We start from the raw sequence: 26,304 nt of genomic DNA on the forward strand, positions 1-26,304 counted from the left end.
CTTTGGCTGAAGAAAAAAATCCGCCCAGGTAGAAGACTAGGCGGCGAACAATCCTTGATATATGCGAGCCTCTATAGGAAACGCATGGCTACAATCGACGCGATAACGGCGGCTAGAAGAGCTTCCCACGGCGAATCGCTGTTGACGATCAAGCCAAATGACGAAATTGCCATCAAAACGATAAATGAAAGCTTGGAAATCATTTCGGCATATTCCGATTCAAACTGTAAATTGACTTTCGCATTATGCGGCTGGAAATCGAGAAAGGCGAACAATGCCGGATGCAACTTGCGCGCCGTCGCCTCATCAATCCGAGTCGTGCGCTCATCCAGATAACCGCGCGAGACGCTGGATCCGCAAACGCCGCTATTGGAAATATCTTGGACGGCGGAAATGCAATCCTTAATCATCTCGCCATCCGACATGCGCTATGCGGCGGGGTCTGTTGAAACCGCAACCACATTTACATGCTCGCCAGCGTCGGCAATGCGGCGCAGCCGCTCATGCGCTTGGTTCATCTCGGGAGTCCATATGAAAGTGAAATTTGAGGTGATTAATTGCGATTGTTCCGACGCCCTGCCGATAGGGCTCGGCGTCATCGAAAGGGCAATGCCAGGTGAGCGGCTAGGCTCTACATGGTCGGCGACGGGCGCTATCGAGCGGCGTTATCCGCTAGGCGTGGTGCGCATGGTCGGCATGGCGCGGCGTCCCTGAGTAATGGGCACGGACCATAGCAGTGGCCGCGTGTGGTGCGCCTGTAGCGGTAGACGTGTGACGGGTAGTTACAGCCAGCTATTGCCAGTGATCACGTGTGACAGCGTGTCAGGGAATGTCATGCAACACATGCGCGGCCAATGTTACGGCAAGTGACATGAGGTGACGCCGTGCGGCTCCGGGTCCTTCCTGCCTGGTGTCTCTGTCGCGGGGGGCGCAGACCGCGGTTCTCGGGAGTTTTCAGAAAAAATTTCAAAACGGTTTTGGGGTGGCCGTTTGACCGATGTTGGCAAGTTGTTGGCAAGTTTCAGGGGTAAAGTTGGCAAGTTGTTGGCAAGTTTCAGAAGGGTTAAGTAGTTGTTTTTATTAAATTATCGAAAAGAACTTACCAATTTGCCAAGGGGTATCCATACCTAGATTTTCTTTTTGTCGTTTTTCCCCTCCTCGTTCAGCCAGACTCGGAGCCCCCCTTGGCAAGTTGGCAAGTTCGCCTCGATAGCCCATACGTTTCAACGACTTAGCCCTTCTGAAACTTGCCAACAACTTGCCAACAACTTGCCAACATCGGCTGAAACTTGCCAACGCGCCTGAAATGAGCCGCTGCAAATTTGCGAAATTGTCGAAATGAAAAGCGCGCAAAGAAAAACCCCGCCGAAGCGGGGCTGTTACGCATAGTTACAACGCTAATTTTTTCAGCCGTCGCGCATGTGTTTCGCGTGGATGAATTTCCGCACCTTCGGGCCGCGACCGCCGACATGCGTGTAGAGGATGTTGAAGTTGCGCTCCATGAGGAAGACGACTTCGTTTTCATCTCTCTTGCTTAGTGCAGCAAAGCTCCGCTTACGATCCGCAAGTCGGTTGCGCGCGACACCCTTGGAGCCCTGGCTCTCGATGTACTCCGCGAGTTCCTGCGCCACGAGAATGTGTTCGCTTTTTCCGAGGCGCGCGCGAACTTCGTCGAGCATCTGGTTGTGGTAGAATATCACATAGGAATGCGCCCAACCGCTTCTTGCCGGCTTCGAGAAACTCTTTCGACCAGTTGTAATAGGCGCTCACGGCAATGCCTTCACGCCGGCACAGCGCGGCAATCGACACCTCACCGCGAAGGCCTTCCAAAACGATGCGGATCTTCCCTTCCGCCGAATACTGTTTGCGGGTGGCACGGCGGATGTCCTTGCTGACTTTCTCCGCCAGCTCCTTGTGTGTCCCGGATCTCCGTCCCTTGAAGGGCTACGATAAACCAGAAATCCTCCTCTATCCGTTAAGCCGAAATTGTCTCATTGGCGCTGAAGCCGGACAAACCCCGGCCAGTCGAGAGACTTGGGCGAGCGTATCAGTGAGATGAAGATCGACTACGGCCCAGGCTATCGAGTCTATTATGCTCGACGGGGAGAGGTGATTTACCTCATCCTGTGCGGCGGCGATAAGCGGACGCAGAGCAGGGACATTCCTGAGTGAGCCCCGGAGGAGGACAGTGGGGTCGTTTTCTGCGCGGAGGGTTGCGATGGCGAATCTGAATACGCATCCAATGACCGTGCGTAAGCGTCTCGCCGTTTCGAGCTTCCCGGTAGCTTCGACCTTTTTCAGGAGGGTGAGTATCTCAGCCGCCTTGAGGTCCTCAATCGGAGTGGAGCGGATCGACCTTCCAACATCTTTTAGGAGCCATGAGTTTTTTCGAACGGTCCTCTCTGCCCGCCCCTCGGCTTCCATCCGCTCAATGTACTCGTCGGCGATTTCTCCGAAAGTCACTTTACCGGTCTCAGCTTCGACGGCGACCTTCCGCTTGTCCATCGGGTCGATACCTTGGCGCACGAGATTTCTACCCGCCATACGTGCAGAGCGAGCTTCGGCCAGGCTGACATCGGGCCACGCTCCCACTGAGAAAGTCTTCCGGGAGTTGCCGATCTGATATTGGTATTGCCAGAGCTTCGAGCCGTTCGGGCGAACGAGGAGGTACAGCCCCTGCGCATCAGCCAACTTGTACTGGCGATCTTTCGGCTTCGCGTTTTTGATTTTAACTGCGGTCAGCATTCGCTCTCTCTCCGATCTCAATCCGAGTCACGGCACCGGGGCCTAGATGCCTCCGTTCCAAGAAACCGTTACCGTGGTTTGCTCTGTTATGTGGAGTTACGGGCTGTTACAGCTAGATACGCGGATGAGCGAAACCCCTTGTTTTTCAAGGGCTTTGTTACGTGGAGTTACAAGGGGTAAAAGGTGGTTGGTGCCCAGACGCGGATTCGAACCACGGACACGCGGATTTTCAATCCGCTGCTCTACCAACTGAGCTATCTGGGCAAACCCTGCTTCACGGTGCCGGTGCAGAGATTTCTACAAGGCGAGGCGGTGTTGGTTTCCGCCGGAAGCGCGTGGTTTATAGCACGAGATTTTTTGCTGGCAAGCGCCCTTCTGTCGATTTGCGAAGAGTTTTTTCACAAGCGGCAAAAAGGCTCATGTTCTCCACGAAAGCAGACGCTTCTCCAGCTTGCCGATCAGCCACGCAATGATGAGGCCGATGAGCGACAGGAGCGCCACGCCCGCAATGAGCTGATCCAGCGCGAAAAGCGCGCCGGCCATGAGGATATAGGCCCCGACGCCGAATTCCGCGCCGATCATTTCGGCGGCGACCAGAAGCACGATGGCGATGGAGGCTGAGATGCGGAAGCCGGACAGGATGGCCGGCATTGCGCCTGGCAGGATGATCTTGCGCACGATGGACAGCCACGACATGCCGAAGGACTGGCCCATGCGAATCAGATTGCGGTCCACATTGTCGACGCCGCCATAGGTGGCGATCACGGTCGGGAAGAAGGTGCCGAACAGGATCGTGGCCACCTTGGAGCCTTCGCCGATGCCGAACCAGATGATGAAGAGCGGCAGGAGCGCGATTTTCGGCACCGGGAACAGGGCCGAGACGAGCGGCAGAAGCCCGGCGCGGGCAAGCGAGAACAGGCCGATGAACAGGCCGACGGCGATGCCCAGAAGACTGCCCAGCGTCCAGCCGACGACAAGACGGTAGAGGCTCGCGCCGAGATGCTTCCAGAGCATGCCGGTCTGGAAAAGATCGACAAGCGCGCCAAACGCCTCTGACGGGGCTGGCAGCGCAATGGGGCTGATGAAGCCCGAACGCGAGCCCAGCTCCCAGACCGCCAGAATGGCGAGGAAAACAAGCGGGGCGACGGGACCGAGCGAACGGTGAACGAAGCCGCCGCCACGGAAGGGAACCGGGCGCTGGCCGCTCTCATTGGCGGCTGCTGCATCGGCGGCGGGTTGTTCGTGCGTGGCGTCATGCGACATCGGAAATCTCCCTGTCGGCTTCGCGGGCTTCCTCGCGCATGATTTCCCAGACGCGGCGCTGCAGGGTTTCCAGCTCGGCCAGCCGGTCGGCGCGCTCGGCAAGGGGCATGTCGATCTCGACCACGTCGCGGATGCGGCCGGGGCGGCGGGAAAGCACGATGATGCGGCGGCCAAGGCGCACGGCCTCGTTGAGATTGTGCGTCACGTAGCAGGCGGAAAACCGCTCGCGGGTCCACAGCGTAACCAGATCGTCCATCAGGAGTTCGCGGGTCTGGCTGTCGAGTGCGGAGAGCGGTTCGTCCATCAGCATGATGGCCGGCTTGACGGCGAGCGCGCGGGCAATGGCCACGCGCTGCTTCATGCCGCCGGAGAGCTGGCGCGGGAGCGCCTTGGCGAAATCGGAAAGATTGGTGCGGGCAAGCACATCGGCGATGATCGCCCTGCGCTCGGCTGCCGCGATGCCGTGATCTTCCAGAACCAGGCTCACATTGCCTTCCACGCTGCGCCAGGGAAGCAGGGCGAAATCCTGAAAGATGTAGGTGAGGGGGTTGAGCGAGCCATCCGGCTCAGGTCCGGCAAGAAGCGCCTGACCCTGATCGGGCTTTTCCAGTCCGCCGGCAATGCGCAGAAGCGTGGACTTGCCGCAGCCCGAGGGGCCGACAATGCAGACGATTTCGCCGTCATCCACCGTAAGCGAGATGTCATCGAGGACGGTGGTGCCGCCATAGTGGTGGGTGATGTTCTGAAGAAGAAGCTGCATCGGTCCAAAAACGCCACCCCGGCAGGCCGGGGCGGCTTCGCTGTTAGCGGGTTTCCACGAAGCTGGTGTCGACCAGCTTTTCCATCGTCACGCCATCGGGCACGAGGCCTTCCGACTTGAACCACTCAAGCTGGTCCTCGACGCTTGCCACGCTCAGCGCCGCACCTTCGTTGATGCGCATGGCGCCAGCGCGGATGCGCGGATCGGCCTTGTCGAGCGGCTGGTCGGAATAGACGTATTTGTGGATCATCCCGACGATTGCCGCGGTGTCTTCCTCGCTCATGGTCTTGTCGACCAGGGCGGCGTTGTAGTCGCTGATGCCCTCGGAGAGACCGGCCAGGAAGCGCTCGACGAGGTCCTTCTTTTCGGTCGCATTTTTGGTGGAGGTGAAGACCGTGGTGACCTGGTAATCGTCGACATAGTCGGAAATCTTGCCGATCTCGACGACTTCAGGCCCCTTGGTGAGCGCGCCTGCAATGTTCGGCACGATGGACCATGCATCGATCTGGCCGCTCTTGAGCGACGCGATGATGGCCGGCACCTTCTGCAGCGGCTTCACGTGGATTTCGGAACGGTCAAAGCCTTCCTTGTCGGCGATCTTGTGCGCCATGTAGTGGAAGGAGGAGCCGGTGGTGGTGATGCCGAAGCTGTGGTCCTTGAGGTCGGCAGGCGTTTTAACGCCGGCGTCGAACGCAGCCTTGGAGGCGAGGATCTTCTGGCCGTCGATCTCGGGCGTTTCCTGCAGCGCGCCGCCGATGACCTTGATCACGCCCTTGTCTGCAAGGCTGATGAGACCGCCGGAAATCGCCGTCATGCCGAAATCGACATCGCCCGAGGCAATGGCGACGGCCATGGGCTGCGCAGCCTGGAAGGACACGAACTCGACATCGATATCCTGCGCGTCGAAATAGCCCTTGGCTTCGGCGATGATGCTCGGCGAATGCGAGGTGAGCGACAGAATGCCGACATTGATCTTGTCGGCGGCGGCGGAGGGCAGCGCGAAGCCGGCGAGAGCGGTGGTGAGGGCGAGCGCACCGAGCGTGCGGCGGGTGATGGCGGTCATGGGGTTCCTCCTTGGCTGTTTGACCAATGCTATTTGCATACGCAGGAAGCGGGAGCAAGGGATTGGGATGCCGGGCGCATGGCGCGCATCATGCGCGTTTGCGCTGCACGCCCTCTGGTTGGCATGCAAGGCGCCGACCCTCTCCCTCGTCATCCTATGGCTTGACCATAGGATCCATGCCGTTGCGGTGGCGACGGCGCAGGTGCGGGAAATGATGCGCTTGCTTTCAGAGGCTCGGCTTTATGTTCGGCGTTCCGGCATGGATCCTCGGGTCAGGCCCGAGGATGACGAAGGAGCGGGTGGGGGTGGGTTCTCTTCCTTCTGAGTTTGTCGAAGGGAGGGCAGGAGAGATGAAGGAGCGTGAATTGGTAAGCGCCCGTCTTCTCCCTGTCTGGTTTGCCGCAGGGGGTGGAGAAGAATGAGGGGGGGAGCGTGAATGAGAGCGCGCCGACCCTCTCCCTCGTCATCCTATGGCTTGACCATAGGCTCCATGCCGTTGCGGTGGCGACGGCACCGGCGTGGGAAGCGATGGGCTTGCTTTGAGGGGCTGGGCTTTGTGTTCGGCGTTCCGGCATGGATCCTCGGGTCAGGCCCGAGGATGACGAAGGAGAGGGGTGGGGGTGGGTTCTCTTCCTTCTGAGTTTGTCGAAGGGAGGGCGGGAGATATGAAGGAGCGTGAATTGGGAAGCGCGCGTCTTCTCCCTGCCTGGTTTGCCGCAGGGGGTGGAGAAGAATGGGAGGGGGCGTGAATGAGAACGCGCCGACCCTCTCCCTCGTCATCCTATGGCTTGACCATAGGATGACGAGGGAGAGGGTGGGAAAGGAGGCTCCTCCGCCTGCCGAAGGAGCGGAGAGCCCAAGAGAGAGGTGCGGTCTTCAGGCTGTGTCTACAGACGCGCAGCCATCTCGGTGCGGATGCGCTTTGCGGCCTCTTCTTTCACCGGGCCGTAGCCGCGTATCTGCATGGGCAGCGCCAGGGTTTCGGCAAGCGTTGCGGCATTGCCGGTGTCGAGCTGCGCAAGCGCTTTTTCGACATGCGCCTCGTACCAGCCGATCAGTTCGCGCTCCATGCGCCGCTCGGCGGTGCGGCCGAACGGGTCGAAGGCGGTGCCGCGCAGGCGCTTCATGCGGGCGAGCATGCGGAACGGCAGGCGCACCCAGGGGCCGAATTCGCGCTTGAGCGGACGTCCGCGCGCATCCGTGCCGGAAGCGAGGAAGGGCGGCGCGAGGTGATGGACGATGCGATAGTCGCCCTCGAACTCTTCTGCGATGCGGGCGGAAAAGCCCGTTTGCGTGTGAAGGCGCGCGACCTCGTATTCATCCTTGTAGGCCATCAGCTTGAACAGGGAGCGGGCAACGGCCCGGCTGACGGCGTCGCTGCCGAACGGCGCTTCGGCGGCGCGAACGCGATCCACCAGATGGCGGTAGCGCGCGGCATAGGCCGGGTTCTGATAGTCGGTCAGGAAGGCCTCGCGGCGGGTGACGATCTCGTCGAGCGTTCCGTCGGCCTGCGGCTTCGGGTCGAGCAGGCCCTTCAGCGCGTCGGGCTTTTCCGCCGCCAGACGGCCGATGAGGAAGGCGCGGTGGTTCTTCTCAATGGCGACGCCGTTCAGCACGATGGCCTGGGTAAGCGCGTTGAGCGAGACGGGCACGAGGCCCTTCTGCCAGGCGAAACCGAGCATCATCACATTGGCGAACACCGTGTCGCCCATGAGCTTTTCAGAGAGGCGGTTGGCGTCCATGGCGGCAAGCGCATCCTTGCCCGTCACGCCTTCGATGGCTGCAAGCCGCTGGTCCACGTGAAGGCTCGCATCGCGCTTGCGCACGATATCGCCGGTGGGCATCTCGGCAAGGTTCACCACGGCGCGCATGCCGGGGCGGTAGCTGGCCGACGCCTTGGGTGAGGACGACACGACGATGTCGCAGCCGATCAGCGCATCCGCTGCACCACGATCGATGCGCACCTGATGGATGGCGTCGGGTGCAGACGCCAGCCGGACATAGGAAAGCACCGGCCCGAACTTTTGGGCAAAGCCCGTGAAGTCGAGCACGCTGGAGCCCTTGCCCTCCAGATGCGCGGCCATGGTGATGAGCGCGCCAACGGTGACGACGCCGGTGCCGCCGACGCCGGTGATCATCAGGTCGAAGGGCCTGTCGAGCGCTGCAGGCTCCGGATCGGGGAGATCGCCGGCAAGCCGCGTCAGATCGAACTCCATGCCGGAGCGCTTTTTGCGGGTTGCGCCCTCGACGGTGACGAAGCTCGGGCAGAAGCCGTTCACGCAGGAGAAGTCCTTGTTGCAGGACGACTGGTTGATCTTGCGCTTGGTGCCGAACTCGGTTTCGAGCGGTTCGACGGAGAGGCAGTTGGATTCCACCGAGCAGTCGCCGCAGCCCTCGCAGACGAGGTCGTTGATGACGACGAATTTCTTCGGGTCTTCCATCTGGCCGCGCTTGCGGCGGCGGCGCTTCTCGGTGGCGCAGGTCTGTTCGTAGATGAGAATGGACACGCCCTTCACCTCGCGCAGCTCGCGCTGGACGGCGTCGAGCTCGCGGCGGTGATGGATGGTGGTGGCGGCCGGCAGTTCGCCAGGCTGGAACTTGTCCGGGTGATCGGAGACGAGCGCAATGCGCTCCACACCCTCGGCGCGCGAGGCGTGGGCAATCGCCTGAACGCTGACGGGGCCGTCCACCGGCTGACCGCCGGTCATGGCGACGGCGTCGTTGTAGAGGATCTTGAAGGTGATGTTGGCCTTTGCGGCAATCGCCTGCCGCACGGCCATGGAGCCGGAGTGATACCAGGTGCCTTCGCCGAGATTCTGGAAGACGTGGTTCTTGCCGGTAAAGAGCGAGGAGGCTGCCCAGTTCACGCCCTCGCCGCCCATCTGGATCAGCGAGGTGGTGTTGCGGTCCATCCAGCTCGCCATGAAATGGCAGCCGATGCCGGCCAGCGCTTCGGACCCCTCGGGCACTTTGGTCGAGGTGTTGTGCGGGCAGCCGGAGCAGAAATACGGAGTGCGGGTCGCGCCTTCCACCTGCAGGGTGATGGCCGGTGCGGCGAGGATCTTTTCAGCGCGGGCGATGAAGCCGCTGCCGGGGAAGATGCCTTCGAGCCGCCGGGCGACGATGGGCAGAAGCAGGCGTGGCGAAAGCTCGCCGGTCCACGGCACGAGGCGTTCGCCATCCTCGTCGCGCTTGCCCACCATGGCGTGCGGCTTGTGGCCGGGCCAGTCGTAGAAATATTCTTTGAACTGGCTTTCGACGATGCCGCGCTTTTCCTCGATGACGAGGACTTCCTGCTTGTCTTTCACGAAGTCGAGTGCTGCGCGGCGGGCGAGTGGCCACACCATGCCGACCTTGTAGATGTCGATGCCGAGCTTCCGGCACTCGGCCTCGCTGATGCCCAGAAGGCGCAGCGCCTCCATCAGGTCGAGATGGGCCTTGCCGGTGGTGACGATGCCGAAACGGGCATCCTTCACGTCATAGATGTGGCGGTCGACGGGATTGGCTTCGGCAAACGCCAGAACGGCGTGCTTCTTCGCCTCCATGCGCTCCTCGATCTGCGGGCCGGGAAGATCCGGCCAGCGATAGTGGAGCCCGCCGGGAGGCGGTGTGAAATCGGGTGTCTCGAACGCGCGGGGGGCGGGAATGTCGACGGAGGCTGCCGATTCCACCGTTTCCGAAATGGCCTTGAAGCCGACCCACATGCCCGAGAAGCGCGACAGGGCGTAGCCATATTCTGCGAAGGCCAGATATTCCGACACGCTGGCCGGATTGAGCGTGGGCATGAACCACGACATGAAGGCGACGTCCGACTGGTGCGGCATGGAGGAGGAGACGCAGCCATGATCGTCGCCGGCAACCACCAGCACGCCGCCATGGGGCGAGGAGCCGTAGGCGTTGCCGTGCTTCAGCGCATCGCCCGAGCGGTCGACGCCGGGCCCCTTGCCATACCAGAGGCCGAAAACGCCTTCGACCTCGCGCTTGGGATTGGTCTCCACCTGCTGGCTGCCGAGCACGGCGGTGGCGGCGAGATCCTCGTTGACGGCGGGGAGGAATTCGATGCGGGCGGCGTCGAGCCGGTCCTTCGCCTTCCATAACTCAAGGTCGAGCGCGCCCAGCGGCGATCCGCGATAGCCGGAGATGAAACCTGCCGTGTTGAGGCCGTTCGCGCGGTCGCGGCGCGCCTGATCGAGCACGGCGCGCACGAGCGCCTGCGTGCCGGTCATGAAGACGCGGCCCTTTTCCTGGGTGTAGCGGTCCTCGAGCTGATAGCGCGCGAGTTCGCCGGCCTTGGGTTGGACGGTCATGCAATTCCTCCAGTGCAGACTGGAAGAATTCTAAACCGGCGGAGGTGGAATTTTGTGCCAGATTTGGCGATTGGAATTTGGTTTCTGGAAGGATTATCCGCTATAGGTGGGTGTGCCGGAGAATTTTTCAGGATTTGGACCTATGCCCGAAAAGCTGAGTGAACAGGACAAGAGGCTTCTGGACGCACTTCAGGCCAATTGCCGGCTCTCGAACCAGGAGCTGGCGGAGCGGGCCGGCATGTCGGCTTCAGCCTGCTGGCGGCGGGTGAAGGCGCTGGAGGAGGCGGGGCTGATCACGCAATATGCGGCTCTGCTGGACGTGGAGAAGGCGGGGCTCGGTTTTCAGGCCATCGTGCATGTGTCGCTGACGCGGCATGACCACCGGCATGTGGACACGTTCATCGCCGAGACGCGGCGGCGGCCCGAAGTGCTCGACTGCTACTCCACGACGGGAGAGGCGGATTATCATCTGCGCGTCGTGTGCCGGGACCTGGCGGCCTATAACCGGTTTCTGGAGGATTTCCTGTTCCGCCTGCCTGGCATCGCCAATGTGCGCACCAACCTCGTTCTGAAAGATATCAAGAAAAACAGTCCGGTTCCGGTGCAGGTGAAGAGCGGTTGACATACCGCGCCGGGCCGCTTCTATCTCGGTCGCCAAACGAGGAGGACATCGGATGACGAATGTGGCGCTTACGGGTCTTGCGCGCGATCTTGAGCAGCGGGCGGAAGAGGGGCGGCCGGTGCGCATCGGCCTGATCGGCTGCGGCGAGATGGGCACGGACATCGTCACGCAGGTGGCGCGCATGAAGGGCATCGAGGTGGCGGCCATTGCCGACACGCGGCCCGAACGCGCGGCAAAGGCCATCGAGATTGCCGGACGCGCTGCCGGGAGCGCGGTGGAGGCTGAAACGGCGGGCGCGATCAGCGACGCGATCCGCGCCGGCAAGACGGCGCTTTCGGGCGATTCCCGGCTGGTTTCCGAAAACGATCTGGTGGACGTGGTGATCGACGCCACGGGCAAGCCGGCGGTTGGCGCGGAGATCGGGCTTTCGGCCATGGAGGCGGGCAAGCATCTCGTCATGATGAATGTCGAGGCGGATGTGACCATCGGCGCTTATCTGAAGCGCGAGGCTGCACGGCTGGGCGTGACCTATTCGCTGGGTGCGGGCGACGAGCCGTCTTCCTGCATGGAACTGATCGAGTTCGTTTCGGCCATGGGGCACGACATCGTTGCCGCCGGCAAGGGCAAGAACAATCCGCTCAACATCGACGCTGTGCCGGACGACTACGCGGAGGAAGCGGAACGGCGCAACATGAATGTGCGGATGCTGGTCGAGTTCGTCGACGGCTCCAAGACGATGGTAGAGATGGCGGCCATCGCAAATGCCACGGGCCTCGTACCGGACAAGCCGGGCATGCATGGCCCGGCGGCGAGCCGCGAGGAGCTTTCAAGCGTTCTCTGCCCGATTGCCGATGGCGGCGTGCTCTCGAAGAAGGGCTGTGTCGACTTCACGGTGGGCAAGGGTGTCGCGCCGGGCGTGTTCGTGGTGGCGGAAATGGATCATCCGCGTCTGCGCGAGCGCATGAACGATCTGAAGCTCGGGGAGGGGCCGTATTACACCTTCTTCCGGCCCTATCACCTGACCTCGCTGGAAGTGCCGCTCACCTGCGCGCGCGCCGTGCTCTACAACAAGGCGGACATGGTGCCGCTCGACAGGCCGGTTGCGGAAGTCTGTGCGGTGGCGAAGAAGGATCTGAAGCCCGGCGACCGGCTCGACGCCATCGGCGAATATTCCTACCGCTCGTGGATCATGACGGCGGAAGAGGCGCGCACGGCGAAGGCCGTGCCATGCGGGCTGCTTGAGGGCGGCACGGTGACGGCCCCGGTGAAGAAGGGCGCGCTTCTGACCTACGCGAATGTTGCGCCCGACGCGGCTTCGCGGCTGGTGGCGCTCAGGGCGCGGCAGGATGCGATGGTGTTCGGCGAAGGGTGATGGCGTGGGGTGCTCGCCCCTCATCCGCCTGTCGGCACCTTCTCCCCGCTGGCGGGGAGAAGGTGCCGACAGGCGGATGAGGGGCCTGCGCCGATCCTCTACTTTCCCAGTTCGATGGAGCGCTTCTTGGCGGCGTCGACGGCGTCGCTTACCAGATCGAGAAGGCGGTTCTCATCCATGAAGACGGAGAGCGCGGCGGCGGTGGTGCCGTTCGGGCTTGTCACCTGCTCGCGCAGCTTGCCGGGCTCGTCATCGCTTTCTTTGGCAAGGCAGGCCGCGCCATAGACCGTCTGCATGGCGAGAAGCTTTGCGGTTTCCTTCGGCAGGCCGGCCTTCTCGCCGGCAGCCGTCAGGCACTCGATGAAGTGGAAGATGTAGGCCGGGCCGGAGCCGGAAACGGCGGTGACGGCGTCCATCTGCTCTTCATTGTCGATGGTGGTGACCGCGCCGCTGGTGGCAAGCAGTTCCCCGGCGAAGGCTTTTGCCCCGTCGCTCACATTGCGGTTGGAGAACAGCACCATCATGCCCTTGCCGATGGCGGCGGGCGTGTTGGGCATGCAGCGCATGACCGCGGCATGACGGCCGAGAATTTCCTCGAATGTGGCCGTTCCGGTGCCGGCGAGAACGCTGACGAAGGTGGCCTTGTCGGCAAAGCGGGCATAGGCGGGGGCGATGTCGCGAATGACCTGCGGCTTGACGGCGAACACGATCATGTCTGCGCCTTGCTCCAGCGTGTCGACGCTGTCGGTAACCGTCACGCCGAGTGCTGCGGCGCGGGCGCGCAGGTCCGCATTCGGCTCGATCACGGTGGCGTCGCCGGAGGCGAGCTTGCCTGCCGCGATCCAGCCTTTCAGCATGGCGTAACCCATGTTTCCGCAGCCGACGAGAATGACCGATTTGCCCATGAAACTTCTCCCTTGATGATGGGAGAGGAATGCCGCGTGCGGACGGCGAATGCAACAGAAGGATGTGGGCCGGGGCGTTTTGGCGCCCCGGTCCGAAAGAGTGGGCTCAGACGCCGAACCTGCGCCCGGCGTCCAGGGCCAGGCCGCGTCCGACGGAGCCGAACATGTCGCCCTCGACCACGGAAGCGGCCGGCAGCATGCCCAGAACGCTTTCGCGCAGAAGCGGGATGGCAGACGAACCGCCGGTGAGGAACAGCGCGGTGATCCGCTCAGGCCCGATGCCGGCATTGACGAGGGTTTCGCTGACGGCCTTCTGAACGCGCTCGACGGTGACGCGAATGGCGTCGTTCAGCTCGTCGCGCGTGACGGCCAGATGCAGCTTCTCCTCGGTGAGCGGAAGCTCGATGGCGCTCTCCGTCAGGTCGGTCAGCGCGATCTTCGCCCGTTCCACCTCGGCCACGGCCGCATGGCCCTGCCGGTTTGAAACCACGTCGATCATACGCTCCACCAGTTCGGGCTGGGCCGCTTCGTAGCGGATCTGCCTGAGATCGGTCATCGCCTTGTTGGTGTAGAGCATGTGGATGCGCTGCCAGGTGGCAAGATCGATATAATATCCGGCGGGGAGCTGGCGCTTGCCGTCTTTGGTGAGCGTGCGGTAGCCGAGTTCCGGCATCAGATGGGCGATGCTCAGGAGGCGGTCGAAATCCGTGCCGCCGATATGCACGCCGTGGCTGGCAAGAATGTCGTCCTTGCGGTCGGCCTGCTTCGCGCGTTCCGAGGAGACGCGCACGACGGAAAAGTCGGACGTGCCGCCGCCGATATCGACGATCAGCGCCAGTTCCTCGCCGCTGACCTGCTGCTCGTAATCGAGGGCCGCGGCAATGGGTTCGAACTGAAACTCGATGTGTTTGAAGCCACGCCGCTGGGCCGCTTTTTCAAGCTCGTCCTGCGCGCGGCGGTCGGCTTCCGGATTGTCATCGACGAACTGCACCGGTCGGCCGAGCACGATGTTGTCGACCGGTCCGCCGAGATTGGTTTCGAGGCTGTCCTTCAGAAAATGCAGGAACGAGCCGATAATGTCGGAAAAGGCGATGGAATGCGCCTTGATGCGCGTTTTCTCGTGGATCAGCGACGATCCGAGAACGCTTTTCAGGGCGCGCAGAAGCCGGCCTTCGGCATTTTCCGTGTAGCAGGAAATGGCGCTACGGCCGAAATAGGTGCGGTTGTCCTCGAAATTGAAGAACACCGCACTCGGCATGGTGACCTCGCCACGCTCCAGCTCGATGAGCCGTGGCTGGCCGTTTTCCATGAAACCGGCTGTTGAATTCGACGTGCCGAAGTCGATGCCGCCGCTCAGCGCTCGCATAGCTTATGTCCTTGGGGGATGTGGATCGGTCAGGGGAGCGGGACCGATACACAATCACCGAAGGGAAGTCGACAGCGGCGAAGCGTTTTGTTGGCGGCAAAGGCCGTCAGTTCTTTTCCGGCTCGCGATACTGCTCGTTCGCGTAGCCGAATTCGGCCATGACGCGGCCAAGACCGACATAGACGGGATACATGGCGGTGGAGATGGAGCCGGTCTTTGCAAGCCGGGCGGCTCCACGCAGCGGGGAGAGGGCCAGAAGCGCCAGGCTCTTGGCGAAGACACGCAGCCGGCCGAAGCCTTCGTCTGCCCGTTTCTTCTTTTCCACCAGTGTGGAGATGACGCCGTTGCGCAGCGCGCGGGCGCGGATCCAGTCGCGTTCGACCCGGCGCGCCGGCACGATCTCCTGCGTCTCGGCCTCTGCCGACCATGCAAGGCGAAAGCCTTTCTGGCGCGCACGGCTGAGAAAATCGGAATCGCCGCCGCCCATGAAGTTGAACCGAAGATCGAGGAAGGGGCGCGGCATCGCTTCCAGAACGCGGCGCGTCACAAGAAGATTGCCGGAGGAATAGAGCGCTGCAACGGGGCCTGTTTCATCATAGGGCGGGGCGAAGACCGGGTGGGTCGCCCAGCGCTCATGCGCAGGCTTTTCAAAGGCCGGCACCTGCGGGCCGCCAACGATATCGGCGTCGAATTTCTCCGCCGTGGCGCAGAGGTTCTCAAGCCAGTGCGGAGAGGCGAGTTCGTCATCGTCAATGACGGCGAGATAGCGAAAGGCCGGAAATTCAGCCAGCGCGGTTTCCCAGCCGGCATTGTAGGCGCAGCAATTGCCGCGCTGATGGGCGATGATGACGAGGCCGTTGAACGTGCCATCGGCAAAGAGCGGGGCGGCTGCGTCTGCGCCTTCGTGTGCCTCGGCCTCGTTTTCCATCACGATGATGGCAAAGGGGCGCGCGGTTTTCTGGGCGGCAAGCGAATGGAGCGTGTCGAGAAGCTGATCGGGGCGCTTGAAGGTGGGAACGGTGACAACGCACTCGATGTCCTGCACGCTCAGCGACGGCGTTCGCGCGACGGTTGAAACCGACTTGTCTGCCCTGTCCTGCGTCACGATCCCGCCAATGCCCCCTTGTTTCGCGCTCTATAAGCGGTGGCGGCAATTAAGGCGGCGTTAAGTGCGGCAGGTTTTTGCGGCAGGGAAATGATGTTATGCCCGCCAAAAGTGTTTCTCCGGCTTCTCCCTTAATGAAGAGTTCATTGCTGTTTGACAGAACGTTCCAAACAGGAAAAGTGCATGCATCTGGTCTTTGCGACATCCATCGTTCCCGACGGGACGCCCAAGAGTGGCTACGAGATTGCCAATGCGGCAATCCTCGGCGCGTTGTCGCGCGCGGGGTGCCGGGTCTCCGTCATGGGCTTTGCCTGGCAGGGACGTGAGGCGCGCAACATTGCCGACGATACGGTCGTTCTGGGTGAAATGGACCCGCGCACCGAAGCGGCGGGCGGTCTTCAGAAGCTGCGATGGCTTGCCCGTGCAATGACGCGCAACATGACGTTCTCGTCCGCCAAGATGCTGCTTGCCTCGCCGGCGCAGGTGCGCGCCGCACTCGACGGCCTTGGTCCGGTGGATGGCGTCATTTTCAATTCCGTGCAGTTTGCAGGCGCATTCCGCGAGATCTTCGCCCATTTGCCGAACATCTATGTGGCGCACAATGTGGAGTATGTTTCCGCCGAGCAGAGCGCGCGTGCCGCACGCAGCCCCATTGCGCGTTTCATGTTTGGCCGTGAGGCGAAGCTTCTGAAAACGCTGGAAGCGCAATTGTGCGCCGATGCGCATTTCATCTACACGCTTTCCGAGGATGACCGGCAGGTTCTGGGCGTGGCGGATGACCGGCGCTCGGCAGTTCTGCCGCTGGTGGCGCATGCGCCGGTGGAGGTGACGGGCGATGAACGCAGGACGGATTACGACGCGGCGCTGATCGGCACGTGGAGTTGGGCGCCCAATCGCATCGGGCTCGACTGGTTTCTGGAACAGGTTGTGCCGCACCTGCCTGACGATTTTCGCATTGCGGTGGCCGGTGACGCGCCGGCGAGCCTGGCGCAGGAACACCCCCGCATCGCCTTTGTCGGGCGTGTTCCCGACGCGGTGGAGTTTGTGCGGTCGGGCAAGGTGGTCCCGCTTGTCAGCCGCGCCGGAACCGGCGTGCAGCTGAAGACGATCGAGACCTTTGAACTGGGCCTGCCGAGCGTTGCGACGCAGAGCGCACTGCGCGGCATTTCCTACAAGCCGGAGAACTGCACCCTTGCCGACGAGCCGCGCGCCTTTGCAGATGCGCTGGTGCGTGCGGCCGGATCGCCCGTCGATCTTGATGGGCGGACATTCCATGAAGAGCAGCGCAACGCGCTCGACAAGGCCGTGCTTCACGGGCTTCAGCAGTCTGGCTTTGGCCGGCAGAACGAGGCCGCATGAACGTGGACGCGCCGAACAAGATCACGCCGGTGCCCGAGCGGCGCGACATTCTGGGAACGGATGTGACGGCAATTGGCCGTGACGCGGCAATTGCGATGCTGGCCGAAAGCATTGCCGAACGGCGCTTCACGCAAGTGACGTTCCTCAATGCGCATAACGCCAATGTGGCCGTTGCGGACGCGCGCTTTCGCCAGGTCCTGGCGGACTTTCTGGTGCTGGCGGATGGCGTTGGTGTCGATATCGCTTCAAAGATGCTCTACGGCGAGCCGTTTCCCGACAATCTGAACGGCACTGATTTCGTGCCGGAATTCCTCAGGCGGCAGAAGGACCGGCTGACGGTGGGCCTGCTTGGCGCGCGGCGCGACAACGCGCTTGCCGCAGCCGAGAAGCTTGCAGAGCACGCGCCGCAACACGAATTTGTCTTCCTGCATGACGGTTACTTTGACGGTGCGGGAGAGAAGGCCATCCTCGACAGGCTGGAAGAGATCCGCCCGGACGTGCTGCTTGTGGCCATGGGCGTTCCGCGCCAGGAATTGTGGATTGCCGGGAAGCTCGGGGGCGAGCATTGCACGGTGCCGATTGCGGTGGGCGCGCTTCTTGATTTTCTGAGCGGCGCGGTGCCGCGCGCGCCCCTGTGGATGCGCCGGCTGCGGCTTGAATGGCTGTTCCGGCTGGGGCTTGAGCCGCGTCGTCTGTGGCGGCGCTATGTGGTGGGCAATCCGCTGTTTCTCCTGCGGGTGCTTGGCCAGAAGCTGAGCGGCAAGGCAGGCGGAGGCTAGGCATGGGAGCGCAACAGAACGCCGCAATCGTGACGCCCAGCTATGCCGGTGATTTCGAGCGATGCAGGCTGTTGTGCGAGAGCATGGACCGGTATGTGACCGGCTACACACGCCATTACCTGCTTGTCGCCAGTCATGATGTCGAGCGTTTTCGCGCACTGGAAACGGACCGCCGGGTGGTGGTCGACGAGCGTGATCTCCTGCCATCCTGGCTGCATGCGGTGCGCGATCCGACCAGTCTTTTTCGCCGCCATGTCTGGTTGAGCACGCGGCTTGCGCCGCTGCGCGGATGGCATGTGCAGCAATTGCGGCGCATCGCCTTTGCCGAAAAGGCGACGGAAGACGCGCTTGTCTATTGCGATTCCGACGTCGTGTTCCTGAAGCCGTTCGACTGCGGCGATTTCTGGCGCGATGGCCAGATGCGGCTATACCGCAAAAGCGGCGGCATGCATTCGCTGATGGACATGGGGCACCGCGACTGGCTGGCCAATGCGGGCAGGGCGCTTGACCTTCCTGCCGGGCAGACCAGCGACCATGACTACATCACCACACTGATCGCATGGCGACGCGAAACCGTACTGGACATGCTCAGGCGTATCGAGACGGTTCACGGCAGGCCGTGGATCAATGTGGTGGCGAGCGACCGCCGTTTCTCTGAGTGCATTCTCTATGGCCGCTATGTGGATGAGGTTCTGAACGGGGAAGGACACTTCCACGACGACCGCGCGCTCTGCCACATCTACTGGCTGGGGCCGGAGCTGGATGAAACCGGCATTGAGCGTTTCATTGCCGGGATGGAGCCCTATCAGGTGGCCATCGGCATTCAGTCCTTCACCGAGACGAGCCTGGAACCGCTGCGCCGTGTGATCGGTTAGGGTCTGTATCAGACGCGTTTGGCCGGTCTGGCCAGAGCGCGATAGGTGAGCACCATCGACAGCACGTAAAGCACCGCGAAGACCGCGTTGAGCGAAAGAATGATGTCCCGTGTCTCGGTGAAGTTTCTCAGAACCAGCGAGAGAAGTGCGGCCTTGCCCAGGGCCAGAAGGCCGAGATTGACCGCGCGAATGAAGGTCTGGCCGCGGGCAAAGAGCAGGTCCGCCTGATATTCGGTCAGGTTGCGCAGGCCCGGAACCGCAAGCGCCAGAATGACCAGAGGTGCTGCCTCGGCCACATTGCGCCCGAGCAGCGTGGGGTAAAACAGCAGGATCACCGCAAGCGACGCCAGCGCCAGCGTGGACACGGCGAAGATCGCGCCCTCAATGCCAAGACGCAGTTTCCAGCGGTTGAGCATTTCCGGTGCGCGCATCATGCGCTGGACTAGCAGCATGGAGAAGGAGCGGATGGGGATCGCGGTCAGGTCCACCAGCCGCATGATGATGGCGTAGATGCCGGCAAGTTGCGGGTTGCCAAGGGCAAGAACCAGAAGCTTGTCGAGCTCCATCTGCAGATAGAACAGCACTTCTGCGCCGGCCACGTAGAGCGCGTCGGGAAGGCGACGCCAGTAGAGCGCGCTTTGCAGGCGCAGGCGCTGGCGGGGGCAGTAGAACAGGAGCGCGAAGACGAGCGCCGCGCTGTTTGCCGCGAGATAGAAAACGGTCCAGGTGAGGAGGTCGCTGCTCGCGTGGAATGTGAACAGGAGGGCCGCCAGCGCGCGGATGCCGACGCTGACGATGAGAATGACGGCGGCGCGGCCGAAGCGGTTGAGGCCATTGTTGACCACGATCACCGTTTCGGTGAGCCGCCAGGCAATGGCGTCGGACGCGATGACGAGCGCAAAGGGCAGAACCTTCATGTCGCCCGCAAAGAACACCAGATAGAGCGCCACGCTCGCCAGCGCGATGAGCGGCAGGGAAGCGACCGTCAGCACGAGGAAACCGGCGGCGTATGTGCCGAGCAGGCGCGGCTTGACGGTGGCGATGCGGTAGAGCGTGGCGGTGAAGCCAAGCGCCAGAATGCGACCGACCATCACGCCAGCGGCGGAGGCCGTGGCGAAGAGACCGAAATCGGCGATGGACAGGCTGTTGGCCAGAATCACGAAATAGGCGAGCGAAAAGACGAGCCTGCCCGCCGATCCGCTGATCGTGGCGAGGTAGTCCCGCAGCACCTGGCGCTGGCTGGTGATGATGTCGCGTAGCGAGATGGGGCGCCCCTGAATTCTGAGCCTGAAATGCCGGTTCTGCGGCGAGCATAAGCAATAAAACTTAATGCGCTGTTCTGCTGGCTGACGCAGGGGCAAAAAACAATTACGTGGAGCTTACCGTTAACTGTTTGTTACCTGTGCCTCTTTAGCTTGGGTTAACATAATCGCGGGCTGATGTGCCCGCTTCATCATCATTTGCGGAAGCTGCACACACGATGTTCGACGCCGAAAATCCCAACAGGAAACGGTCAAGGGAAGACGGGCGCTCGCGTTCGCTTTTGTCGATGCAGCCGCCGCGTGATGATCGTGTGACAACGCAGGAAGATCTTGCGGACCGTTCGTCATTGCCGCGCTCTGACAGGGATGCGGAAATGCGCGAGGCGCGCCGGGAGCGGGCAGCCTCGGCGGATGCCTATCTGCGTCGCGCCGAGGCGGGCGACCGCGCGCGGGACGACGTTTCCCCGAAGCGCGCACAGCCTGCGCGCCGGGTCGAGGAACCGGTTCGGAAAGAACGCGCCGCACCGAAAAAGACCCCGCTCCAAAAACGCCTGCTCGACAGGATGTTTCCGCTGCCGGAGGCCCCGCAGCGCGGGGCGCAGACCGCAGAGCCCGCGCGTGCGCCGATGCGCGAAGAGCGCGATGTGGCCGTGCGGCGAACCGTGATTGACGAAGAGCCCGAAGCCTATCGCGAGCGCCCGCAGAGCCGGCGCAGGCAGACCGGAAAGCGTGATGCGAATGAGCGGCTCTGGCGGCCATTGATCGATCCCGTGCGCGTGATCAGCGGGATCTTTCGCGCCAAGTGGCTCATTCTTCTGACGACGATCATCGGCGCGGTTCTTGGCGTGATGGTCGCGCTGTCGACGCCGAAAATGTATTACGCGGCAACGCAGCTCATTTTCGATCCGCGCAATCTGCAGCTGGTGGAACGCGATCTGACGCCGGGCGGTCTGCCCTCGGATGCGACGCTGGCGCTTATCGAAAACCAGGTGGCCATCATGACCTCCGGCAATGTGCTGGCGCGGGTGGTGGACGAACTGGATCTGGCGGATGACCCGGAATTCAACGGTTCGGGGGGCAGTTCCATTGTGAGCCTGCTGTTGAGCCCGCGCGCGCTCATCTCGGCGCTGCTCAGCAGCGGCGAAGAGGATGGTGGCACGGCGCGGCATTCCATAGCGGTCGATAATCTCGCCGATGCGCTGGATGTGAGCCGTAACGCCAAGACCTTCATCATCACCATCGGCGCGGAGACGGAGGATCCGGAGAAATCCTCTCTGATCGCCACCACCACCCGCGACGTGTTCCTGTCGACCTTCGGCGAGCTTCAGTCTGCAACGGCGGGCCGCGCCAATCGCGAGATCACCGAGCAGCTCATCTCGCTTCGGGCCGAAGTGGAAGAGGCCGAACGGGCCGTGGCCGATTTCAAGGCGAAGAACGACATCGTGGATGCGCAGGGGCGTCTGATCACCGATGAGGAGATCCTGCGTCTCAATGATCAGCTTTCGAACGCCAGGGCGCGCACGTCGGAGCTGAATGCGCGTGCGGCGGCTGCGCGCTCTCTGGACGTGGACGAGGTTCTGGGTGGTGCGCTGCCGGAGCAGATCTCTTCGCCCGTCATGACGGAGCTTCTGGCGCAGTATTCGAGCCTGCGGCAGCAGGCGGGCAGACTGGCCGTGAAGTTCGGCCCGCGTCATCCGGAGCGGCTTGCCGTGGAAGCGGAGCTCTCCGGCGCGCGTGAGGAGATCGCACGCGAATTGCGGCGGGTGACGGCATCCAACCAGGTGGAATTGCAGCGCGCCGTGCAGCTTGAGCAGGATCTGGCCGGCCAGCTCGCGCGGCTGAAGGTTCAGAAGGGCAATCTGGCATCGGAGCAGGTGACGCTTCGCGAGCTTGAGCGCGAGGCGAATGCGAAGCGCTCGGTGTACGAATCGCTGCTCCTGCGCGCCCGTGAGACCGGTCAGCAGGAACGCCTGAACACCGCCAACGTGAGCGTGATTTCGCAGGCCGTGCCGCCGCTCGATCCGATCGGGCCGTCGCGTTCGTCGATCGCGATGGCGGGCATGATCCTTGGCTTCCTGTTCGGCGTGGGCATTGGCGCTGCCGGCGGGGCGATCCAGAGCCTGCGCGAAAACATGGCCGAGCGTCAGGCCGAGGAAGACGATGGCGGCCAAGGCAGCCAGGGTTATGACGATTATGACCCGGAGCCTGACCCGACACCGCCCGGTGGCGGATCCTGGCGGCACGCGTCCGACGACCGGCTGCGGGATGCTGCATCAGACCGGCATTCTGGCGAATGGCGTCCGCGTTCGGGTGAGCGCTATGCAATGGCCGGTGTGGACGCGCGTGAGGATGAAGATGATCTCGACCATGCGTTTACGGCGCATTTGGACGATGAGATCGATGATCTTGCCGATCGGTATGCGGAGCCACGGCATCGGGTGCGGGCGTCGGCAGCTTCGCAATCGCATGTTCAGTCCCAGCCGCAGCCGCAGCCGCAATATGCACCGCAGCAGATGTGGCAGACGCCACAGCTTGCGATGCAGCCCGGCATGATGCCTGCAATGGCGCCGTTTCAGCCTGTGATGGGGCAGCCGGGAATCAACATGCCGATGATGCCGGCCTATCCCGTCTGGCAGCAGGTGCCGCCGATGGCGCAGGCTGGATTTGCGGCAGGTCCGCAGAGCGCTGGCGAGCCGTTTCATGAAGAAGACGATGGCGACGACCGCTTCAGTGAAATCCACCATCGTCTGAAAGCCGTGCGTCGTGAGGTCGATGCACTGGCCGTGCGCCGGGCAAACCGGTTCCGGTACTAGACGCTTCCGGCGTCAGGCGGTCTTGCCTGACGCTGTCGAACGGCGGGCGCGTTCCAGACAAATTCGCCTTCTTTCCCAATAACGTCGTCAAACGACGCGAAGCCGGGATTGCGGTTCTGCGTTTTCCCCATTATGCGGGCTGGAGTGCGATCCCGATGCGAGCGCCTTGGCGTGGACCGGGAGGCCGCACGCACTGACGCCTGACCGGGGAAAGACATGGCCGATATCATCGACGGAAAAGCGATCGCAGAAGATGTGGTTGCGAAGGTCAAGACGCAGACTGCGACGCTCGCCGAACACGGCGTGACGCCGGGGCTGGCGGTGGTGATCGTCGGCGAAGATCCGGCAAGCCAGGTCTATGTGGCGTCCAAGTCGCGCCGCGCCAAGGAATGCGGCTTCCATTCGGTTCAGCATTCGCTGCCGGCAGAAACGTCGGAAGACGCGCTGGTGGCGCTGGTCGAGGAACTCAACGCCGATCCGGCGATCCACGGCATTCTGGTGCAGCTGCCGCTGCCCGGGCACATCGATGAAGCGCGCATCATCCAGACCATCGATCCGGACAAGGATGTCGACGGTTTTCATTTCATCAATGTCGGCAGGCTTGGAACCGGTGCGCTGGACAGCGCCTTCGTGCCCTGCACGCCGGCGGGCGCGATGCTCATGCTTGAGCGGGTGCGCGGCAGGGATCTCTCCGGCCTCTCGGCAGTGGTGATCGGGCGCTCCAACATTGTGGGCAAGCCGATGGCGAACCTGCTTCTGGCCGCCAACGCCACGGTGACCGTTGCGCACAGCCGCACGAAGGATCTGCCGGCGCTGGCCGCGACGGCCGACATTCTCGTTGCAGCAGTGGGACGGCCGGAAATGGTTCGGGGCGACTGGGTGAAGCCCGGCGCGACCGTGATCGATGTGGGCATCAACCGCATTCCCGCGCCGGAAAAGGGCGAGGGCAAGACGCGGCTTGTGGGTGACGTGGCCTTTGCCGAAGCAAAGGAGCGCGCCGGCGCGATCACCCCGGTGCCGGGCGGCGTGGGGCCGATGACCATCGCCATGCTTATGGCCAACACGCTCACTTCCGCATTCCGCACTGCGGGGCTTGAACCACCAGCTTTCTGATCGGGACCATCTGCCATGCCTCTCCTGCCGGACAAGCCTGTTTTAGAACAATTGCCCATGGGCGAGGCGCGGCAGGACCGACGGCATTTCGCATTTTTGCTGGTCGACAAGTTTTCGATGTTTTCGCTGGCGGCGGCCATCGACACGGTGCGCTCGGCCAACCGTCTGCTAGGGCGTGACGTCTATAGCTGGGTGACCGTTTCGGCCGATGGCGAGGCGGTGATGGCGTCCAACGGGCTGCCGATCAAGATCGACTACGCAGTCGCCGATCTTCCGCCTGTCGATATTCTTTTTGTCTGCGTGGGGCTCACCACCGAGTTTCCCGGCAAGAGCGTGGTGCTTGCCGCATTGCGCAGCCTTGGCCGGCGCGGTGCTGCGCTGGGTGCGCTGGCGGCGGGCTCCTATCTGCTTGCCGAGGCCGGGCAGCTTGCCGGCCATCGCTGCACGATCCACTGGGAGAACCGGGCCTCCTTCATGGAGCGCTTTCCCGATATCGAATGCACGGGCAATGTCTATGAGATCGACCGCCGGCGTTATACCTGCGCGGGCGTGACGACTTCCATCGACCTGATGCTGGAAATCGTGCGGACGGACCTTGGCGCGGATCTTGCCAATGACGTCGCCAACCAGTTTCAGCACGAGCGCATCCGCTCCGCCGGCGACCGGCAGCGCACGGGGCCGGAGCGCGACCTGACAGGCAAGTCGGAGAAGCTGAAGAAGATCGTCGAGCTGATGGCCGACAATCTGGATGAGCCTTATTCGGCGGCGCAGCTTGCCGGCACGGCGAGCCTTTCCGTGCGCCAGGTCGAGCGGCTTTTCCTGCGGCATCTGGGGATGACACCGGGGCGCTACTACATGCGGCTCAGGCTGGAGCGGGCGCGCGAGCTTCTGCGGCAGACGAACATGCCGATCCTCGATGTGGCGATTGCGACGGGCTTCACCTCTCATTCCTATTTCGCGCAGAGCTATCGCCAGCAATTTGGCCGCCCGCCATCCGAAGAGCGCCGGGCTGGTTATTGAGGGGCGGGTGGAGTCGGAGGCGTGACGGTGGAGCCGAGCGCCCCCGCCCTTCGACAAGCTCAGGATGAGGGCTACTGAGTGACCGATTCTCCCGTCATACCCACACAGTTGAGAGCTTGACTACACACGCCCAAGAAACCTCGGAATGAGGCTCCCGTGCTGACTAAGAAGCGGGCATAGAGCTTGAAGCAACTGCGGCCTCTCAGTAGCCCTCATCCTGAGCTTGTCGAAGGGCGAGGGCGCTCGGCGTCCGAAACCACGCCACCGATTTCGGCAGCAGCTTTACGCAGTGCAGCCACATCAGGTGCGTGGGAGGCGCATGAGGTCGCGCGGGCGGTGAAGTCTGCGGCCAGCGCCGTGGCGGCGTCGTGGAAGGCTCCCGGCGCGACACGCGCAAGCGAGGACAGGCCACGCAACAGCGCCAGTCCGACATCGGGCGCGCCGGAGGCGGCTTCGTAGGATATGGGCCGGAAGGCTGCATCCAAAAGAGCGGACGGCTTCACGGGCGCAAAGGTCACCTTGGGGTAGGGCGGCTCGTCGTTATCGCTGCCCGCCTCCTTGTCCGTCAGCGCCCAGTCGGCCAGAAGCCGGGTCTGCACGGTGAGAACGTGGATTGCGGTGGAAGGGTCGTTGACGCCGGGGGAAAGCGCCCGGCGGGCGACATCGGCCAGAACGAGGAAGCCGAACCCCGGATCGGAATCGAAGGTGCGCTCCTCACCGATGATGAAGTCGTCATGGACCGCCTCGAGGCAGGCATCGTCCGCCTCGCCGCTGATGACGGCAAGCGCGGTGGCGTGGTCCACATAATCGCCGGGGCGGACGAGAACATGGATTGTGAGATCGCTGGCCTCCGCCAGCTCCTGCAGCGCGTGCGGGTCGAAATGCTGGACGAAGCCGACCGCACCGGCGCTGACAGTCTGCCCTGAAGGCGTAGGGAATGCAGTGGCGGCGGTGCAGCCATAGCGCCCGTCGCGACCAAGGCGGGTGAGGGCTTCCCGTGTTGTCTCTTCAAGCCGGCTGGTCATCTCCACGACGCGTCCGACAACCGAGATTTCGCGCACCCAGCGGATCAACGCCCAGACAACGGCAAAGACCACGATGACGGTGGCGGCGAAGAGGATAAGCCGTCCGCCAAGCGTGTAGATGCCGCTCGACAGGCCGATTATGCCGATGATGGAAAAGAGAAACGCGCCGATGAAAACGGAAATGGTGGTGCGGGCGGCGCGATTGCCGGAGAAAAGCGGCACGGCGCGGGGCGAGCCTGTCTGCGCGGCGCTGGTGAGCAGGTTGACCAGCGTTGAAAGCGCGAAGACGGCGACCGCCAGCATGCTGGAAGCGACGATGCTCAGAATGTTGCGCAGCGCTTCTCCCGAAACGGTTATGGGAAGCGCGCTTTCATCCAGACTTTCGGGCAGCAGGTCTGCCGAAAGATAGGCAAGGACAATGACGATGACCGCCGAGACGCAGAACAGCGCCGGCAGAAACCACAGGGCTCGCGTGAGCCGCCTGAAGAGGAACCAGTAGCCGTTCACACTCCCTCCGATCAGAGGAAGAATGCACGGCTACCGCAGTTTG

At 62.7% G+C, this 26,304-nt stretch carries 21 protein-coding genes, 1 tRNA gene and 2 pseudogenes; 10 read left to right on the plus strand and 14 right to left on the minus strand.

Annotated features, from left to right (window positions below; genetic code table 11):
• Nucleotides 1-71: 71 nt before the first annotated feature.
• Nucleotides 72-425 (minus strand): hypothetical protein, encoded by a 354-nt coding sequence (locus tag DEJ54_RS08620; RefSeq protein ID WP_113154199.1) that lies wholly within the window; start codon nucleotides 423-425, stop codon nucleotides 72-74.
• A 106-nt stretch (nucleotides 426-531) separates the two neighbouring features.
• Here DEJ54_RS08620 and DEJ54_RS23145 point away from each other — a divergent pair, with 106 nt between their 5' ends.
• Nucleotides 532-714, plus strand: a complete 183-nt coding sequence (locus DEJ54_RS23145) for a hypothetical protein (protein WP_162742243.1) — start codon at nucleotides 532-534, stop codon at nucleotides 712-714.
• A gap of 692 nt (nucleotides 715-1,406) precedes the next feature.
• Here DEJ54_RS23145 and DEJ54_RS23150 read toward each other — a convergent pair.
• Nucleotides 1,407-1,700: a hypothetical protein gene (locus DEJ54_RS23150; RefSeq protein ID WP_162742244.1), complete on the minus strand. Its 294-nt coding sequence runs from the start codon at nucleotides 1,698-1,700 to the stop codon at nucleotides 1,407-1,409.
• A 13-nt stretch (nucleotides 1,701-1,713) separates the two neighbouring features.
• Nucleotides 1,714-1,908 (minus strand): annotated as a pseudogene (locus DEJ54_RS08625) (transposase); the annotation flags it as partial.
• A 147-nt stretch (nucleotides 1,909-2,055) separates the two neighbouring features.
• Between DEJ54_RS08625 and DEJ54_RS23155 the strand changes: the two are divergent.
• Nucleotides 2,056-2,172 carry a hypothetical protein gene (locus DEJ54_RS23155; RefSeq protein WP_162742372.1) on the plus strand — a complete coding sequence of 39 codons (117 nt, stop codon included), beginning with the start codon at nucleotides 2,056-2,058 and terminating at the stop codon, nucleotides 2,170-2,172.
• A 12-nt stretch (nucleotides 2,173-2,184) separates the two neighbouring features.
• Here DEJ54_RS23155 and DEJ54_RS23700 read toward each other — a convergent pair.
• The 6 genes and pseudogenes from DEJ54_RS23700 to DEJ54_RS08660 all read right to left on the minus strand — a co-directional run.
• A pseudogene (locus DEJ54_RS23700) lies at nucleotides 2,185-2,745 on the minus strand (tyrosine-type recombinase/integrase); the annotation flags it as partial.
• A 188-nt stretch (nucleotides 2,746-2,933) separates the two neighbouring features.
• Nucleotides 2,934-3,009, minus strand: a tRNA-Phe gene (locus tag DEJ54_RS08635).
• Between the two features lie 153 nt (nucleotides 3,010-3,162).
• A complete protein-coding gene (locus tag DEJ54_RS08640) occupies nucleotides 3,163-4,008 on the minus strand; it encodes an ABC transporter permease (protein ID WP_113154201.1) in 846 nt (281 codons plus the stop codon).
• Entirely contained in the window at nucleotides 3,998-4,768 is a 771-nt protein-coding gene (locus tag DEJ54_RS08645) for an ABC transporter ATP-binding protein (protein WP_113154202.1), read from the minus strand. Before DEJ54_RS08645 ends, DEJ54_RS08640 begins: the two co-directional genes overlap by 11 nt.
• 43 nt (nucleotides 4,769-4,811) lie before the next feature.
• Nucleotides 4,812-5,831 carry an ABC transporter substrate-binding protein gene (locus DEJ54_RS08650; protein ID WP_113154203.1) on the minus strand — a complete coding sequence of 340 codons (1,020 nt, stop codon included), beginning with the start codon at nucleotides 5,829-5,831 and terminating at the stop codon, nucleotides 4,812-4,814.
• 887 nt (nucleotides 5,832-6,718) lie between these two features.
• Nucleotides 6,719-10,138, minus strand: coding sequence for an indolepyruvate ferredoxin oxidoreductase family protein (locus DEJ54_RS08660; protein ID WP_113154205.1), 3,420 nt, complete (start codon nucleotides 10,136-10,138; stop codon nucleotides 6,719-6,721).
• 142 nt (nucleotides 10,139-10,280) lie between these two features.
• On the opposite strand from DEJ54_RS08660, the gene DEJ54_RS08665 reads away from it, so the two are divergent.
• Complete coding sequence (locus tag DEJ54_RS08665) at nucleotides 10,281-10,760, plus strand: Lrp/AsnC family transcriptional regulator (protein WP_113154206.1); 480 nt, start codon at nucleotides 10,281-10,283, stop codon at nucleotides 10,758-10,760.
• A 52-nt stretch (nucleotides 10,761-10,812) separates the two neighbouring features.
• Entirely contained in the window at nucleotides 10,813-12,132 is a 1,320-nt protein-coding gene (locus DEJ54_RS08670; protein WP_113154207.1) for an NAD(P)H-dependent oxidoreductase, read from the plus strand.
• Nucleotides 12,133-12,230: 98 nt separating this feature from the next.
• Here the strand turns inward: DEJ54_RS08670 and proC are convergent, their stop codons facing one another.
• The 3 genes from proC to DEJ54_RS08685 all read right to left on the minus strand — a co-directional run bounded on the left by proC (nucleotide 12,231) and on the right by DEJ54_RS08685 (nucleotide 15,508).
• Nucleotides 12,231-13,037, minus strand: a complete 807-nt coding sequence (gene proC, locus DEJ54_RS08675) for a pyrroline-5-carboxylate reductase (protein ID WP_113154208.1) — start codon at nucleotides 13,035-13,037, stop codon at nucleotides 12,231-12,233.
• Between the two features lie 106 nt (nucleotides 13,038-13,143).
• Nucleotides 13,144-14,403 (minus strand): Hsp70 family protein, encoded by a 1,260-nt coding sequence (locus tag DEJ54_RS08680; protein ID WP_113154209.1) that lies wholly within the window; start codon nucleotides 14,401-14,403, stop codon nucleotides 13,144-13,146.
• 106 nt (nucleotides 14,404-14,509) lie between these two features.
• A complete protein-coding gene (locus DEJ54_RS08685) occupies nucleotides 14,510-15,508 on the minus strand; it encodes a glycosyltransferase family 2 protein (protein WP_113154210.1) in 999 nt (332 codons plus the stop codon).
• Between the two features lie 183 nt (nucleotides 15,509-15,691).
• Between DEJ54_RS08685 and DEJ54_RS08690 the strand changes: the two genes are divergently transcribed.
• From DEJ54_RS08690 to DEJ54_RS08700, 3 genes are read left to right on the plus strand one after another with little or no spacing between them, the layout of a single operon-like run.
• Nucleotides 15,692-16,867: a glycosyltransferase family 4 protein gene (locus DEJ54_RS08690; RefSeq protein WP_113154211.1), complete on the plus strand. Its 1,176-nt coding sequence runs from the start codon at nucleotides 15,692-15,694 to the stop codon at nucleotides 16,865-16,867.
• Nucleotides 16,864-17,646, plus strand: a complete 783-nt coding sequence (locus DEJ54_RS08695; RefSeq protein ID WP_113154212.1) for a WecB/TagA/CpsF family glycosyltransferase — start codon at nucleotides 16,864-16,866, stop codon at nucleotides 17,644-17,646. Before DEJ54_RS08690 ends, DEJ54_RS08695 begins: the two co-directional genes overlap by 4 nt.
• Before the next feature lie 2 nt (nucleotides 17,647-17,648).
• On the plus strand, nucleotides 17,649-18,521 hold the full coding sequence (locus DEJ54_RS08700) for a DUF6492 family protein (protein ID WP_113154213.1): 873 nt from the start codon (nucleotides 17,649-17,651) through the stop codon (nucleotides 18,519-18,521).
• 8 nt (nucleotides 18,522-18,529) lie between these two features.
• Here DEJ54_RS08700 and DEJ54_RS08705 read toward each other — a convergent pair whose 3' ends face one another.
• Nucleotides 18,530-19,750: a lipopolysaccharide biosynthesis protein gene (locus DEJ54_RS08705; protein ID WP_371685968.1), complete on the minus strand. Its 1,221-nt coding sequence runs from the start codon at nucleotides 19,748-19,750 to the stop codon at nucleotides 18,530-18,532.
• 251 nt (nucleotides 19,751-20,001) lie between these two features.
• Here DEJ54_RS08705 and DEJ54_RS08710 point away from each other — a divergent pair, with 251 nt between their 5' ends.
• From DEJ54_RS08710 to DEJ54_RS08720, 3 genes are all read left to right on the plus strand, one after another.
• The gene (locus DEJ54_RS08710; RefSeq protein ID WP_113154214.1) at nucleotides 20,002-22,596 is read left to right on the plus strand and encodes a GNVR domain-containing protein; all 2,595 of its coding nucleotides are present in this window, start codon (nucleotides 20,002-20,004) and stop codon (nucleotides 22,594-22,596) included.
• Between the two features lie 216 nt (nucleotides 22,597-22,812).
• A complete protein-coding gene (folD, locus tag DEJ54_RS08715; protein ID WP_113154215.1) occupies nucleotides 22,813-23,709 on the plus strand; it encodes a bifunctional methylenetetrahydrofolate dehydrogenase/methenyltetrahydrofolate cyclohydrolase FolD in 897 nt (298 codons plus the stop codon).
• 57 nt (nucleotides 23,710-23,766) lie between these two features.
• Nucleotides 23,767-24,729, plus strand: coding sequence for a GlxA family transcriptional regulator (locus DEJ54_RS08720; protein ID WP_113154216.1), 963 nt, complete (start codon nucleotides 23,767-23,769; stop codon nucleotides 24,727-24,729).
• A 212-nt stretch (nucleotides 24,730-24,941) separates the two neighbouring features.
• On the opposite strand, the gene DEJ54_RS08725 is transcribed toward DEJ54_RS08720, so the two are convergent.
• Nucleotides 24,942-26,261 (minus strand): DUF2254 domain-containing protein, encoded by a 1,320-nt coding sequence (locus DEJ54_RS08725; RefSeq protein WP_113154217.1) that lies wholly within the window; start codon nucleotides 26,259-26,261, stop codon nucleotides 24,942-24,944.
• Between the last annotated feature and the right edge of the window lie 43 nt (nucleotides 26,262-26,304).

The sequence above is a fragment of the Nitratireductor sp. OM-1 genome (assembly GCF_003296175.1).
Lineage (GTDB): Bacteria > Pseudomonadota > Alphaproteobacteria > Rhizobiales > Rhizobiaceae > Nitratireductor > Nitratireductor aquimarinus.

Excerpts from the sequence above, each read along its gene's own strand:
- DEJ54_RS08640 (WP_113154201.1), bottom strand. The coding sequence starts at position 4,008 with ATGTCGCATGACGCCACGCACGAACAACCCGCCGCCGATGCAGCAGCC.
- DEJ54_RS23155 (WP_162742372.1), top strand. The coding sequence starts at position 2,056 with ATGAAGATCGACTACGGCCCAGGCTATCGAGTCTATTATGCTCGACGG.
- proC (WP_113154208.1), bottom strand. The coding sequence starts at position 13,037 with ATGGGCAAATCGGTCATTCTCGTCGGCTGCGGAAACATGGGTTACGCC.
- DEJ54_RS23145 (WP_162742243.1), top strand. The coding sequence starts at position 532 with ATGAAAGTGAAATTTGAGGTGATTAATTGCGATTGTTCCGACGCCCTG.
- DEJ54_RS08665 (WP_113154206.1), top strand. The coding sequence starts at position 10,281 with ATGCCCGAAAAGCTGAGTGAACAGGACAAGAGGCTTCTGGACGCACTT.
- DEJ54_RS08680 (WP_113154209.1), bottom strand. The coding sequence starts at position 14,403 with ATGCGAGCGCTGAGCGGCGGCATCGACTTCGGCACGTCGAATTCAACA.
- DEJ54_RS08710 (WP_113154214.1), top strand. The coding sequence starts at position 20,002 with ATGTTCGACGCCGAAAATCCCAACAGGAAACGGTCAAGGGAAGACGGG.
- DEJ54_RS08720 (WP_113154216.1), top strand. The coding sequence starts at position 23,767 with ATGGGCGAGGCGCGGCAGGACCGACGGCATTTCGCATTTTTGCTGGTC.
- DEJ54_RS08650 (WP_113154203.1), bottom strand. The coding sequence starts at position 5,831 with ATGACCGCCATCACCCGCCGCACGCTCGGTGCGCTCGCCCTCACCACC.
- folD (WP_113154215.1), top strand. The coding sequence starts at position 22,813 with ATGGCCGATATCATCGACGGAAAAGCGATCGCAGAAGATGTGGTTGCG.
- DEJ54_RS08670 (WP_113154207.1), top strand. The coding sequence starts at position 10,813 with ATGACGAATGTGGCGCTTACGGGTCTTGCGCGCGATCTTGAGCAGCGG.
- DEJ54_RS08620 (WP_113154199.1), bottom strand. The coding sequence starts at position 425 with ATGTCGGATGGCGAGATGATTAAGGATTGCATTTCCGCCGTCCAAGAT.
- DEJ54_RS08695 (WP_113154212.1), top strand. The coding sequence starts at position 16,864 with ATGAACGTGGACGCGCCGAACAAGATCACGCCGGTGCCCGAGCGGCGC.
- DEJ54_RS08700 (WP_113154213.1), top strand. The coding sequence starts at position 17,649 with ATGGGAGCGCAACAGAACGCCGCAATCGTGACGCCCAGCTATGCCGGT.
- DEJ54_RS08660 (WP_113154205.1), bottom strand. The coding sequence starts at position 10,138 with ATGACCGTCCAACCCAAGGCCGGCGAACTCGCGCGCTATCAGCTCGAG.
- DEJ54_RS08690 (WP_113154211.1), top strand. The coding sequence starts at position 15,692 with ATGCATCTGGTCTTTGCGACATCCATCGTTCCCGACGGGACGCCCAAG.
- DEJ54_RS08645 (WP_113154202.1), bottom strand. The coding sequence starts at position 4,768 with ATGCAGCTTCTTCTTCAGAACATCACCCACCACTATGGCGGCACCACC.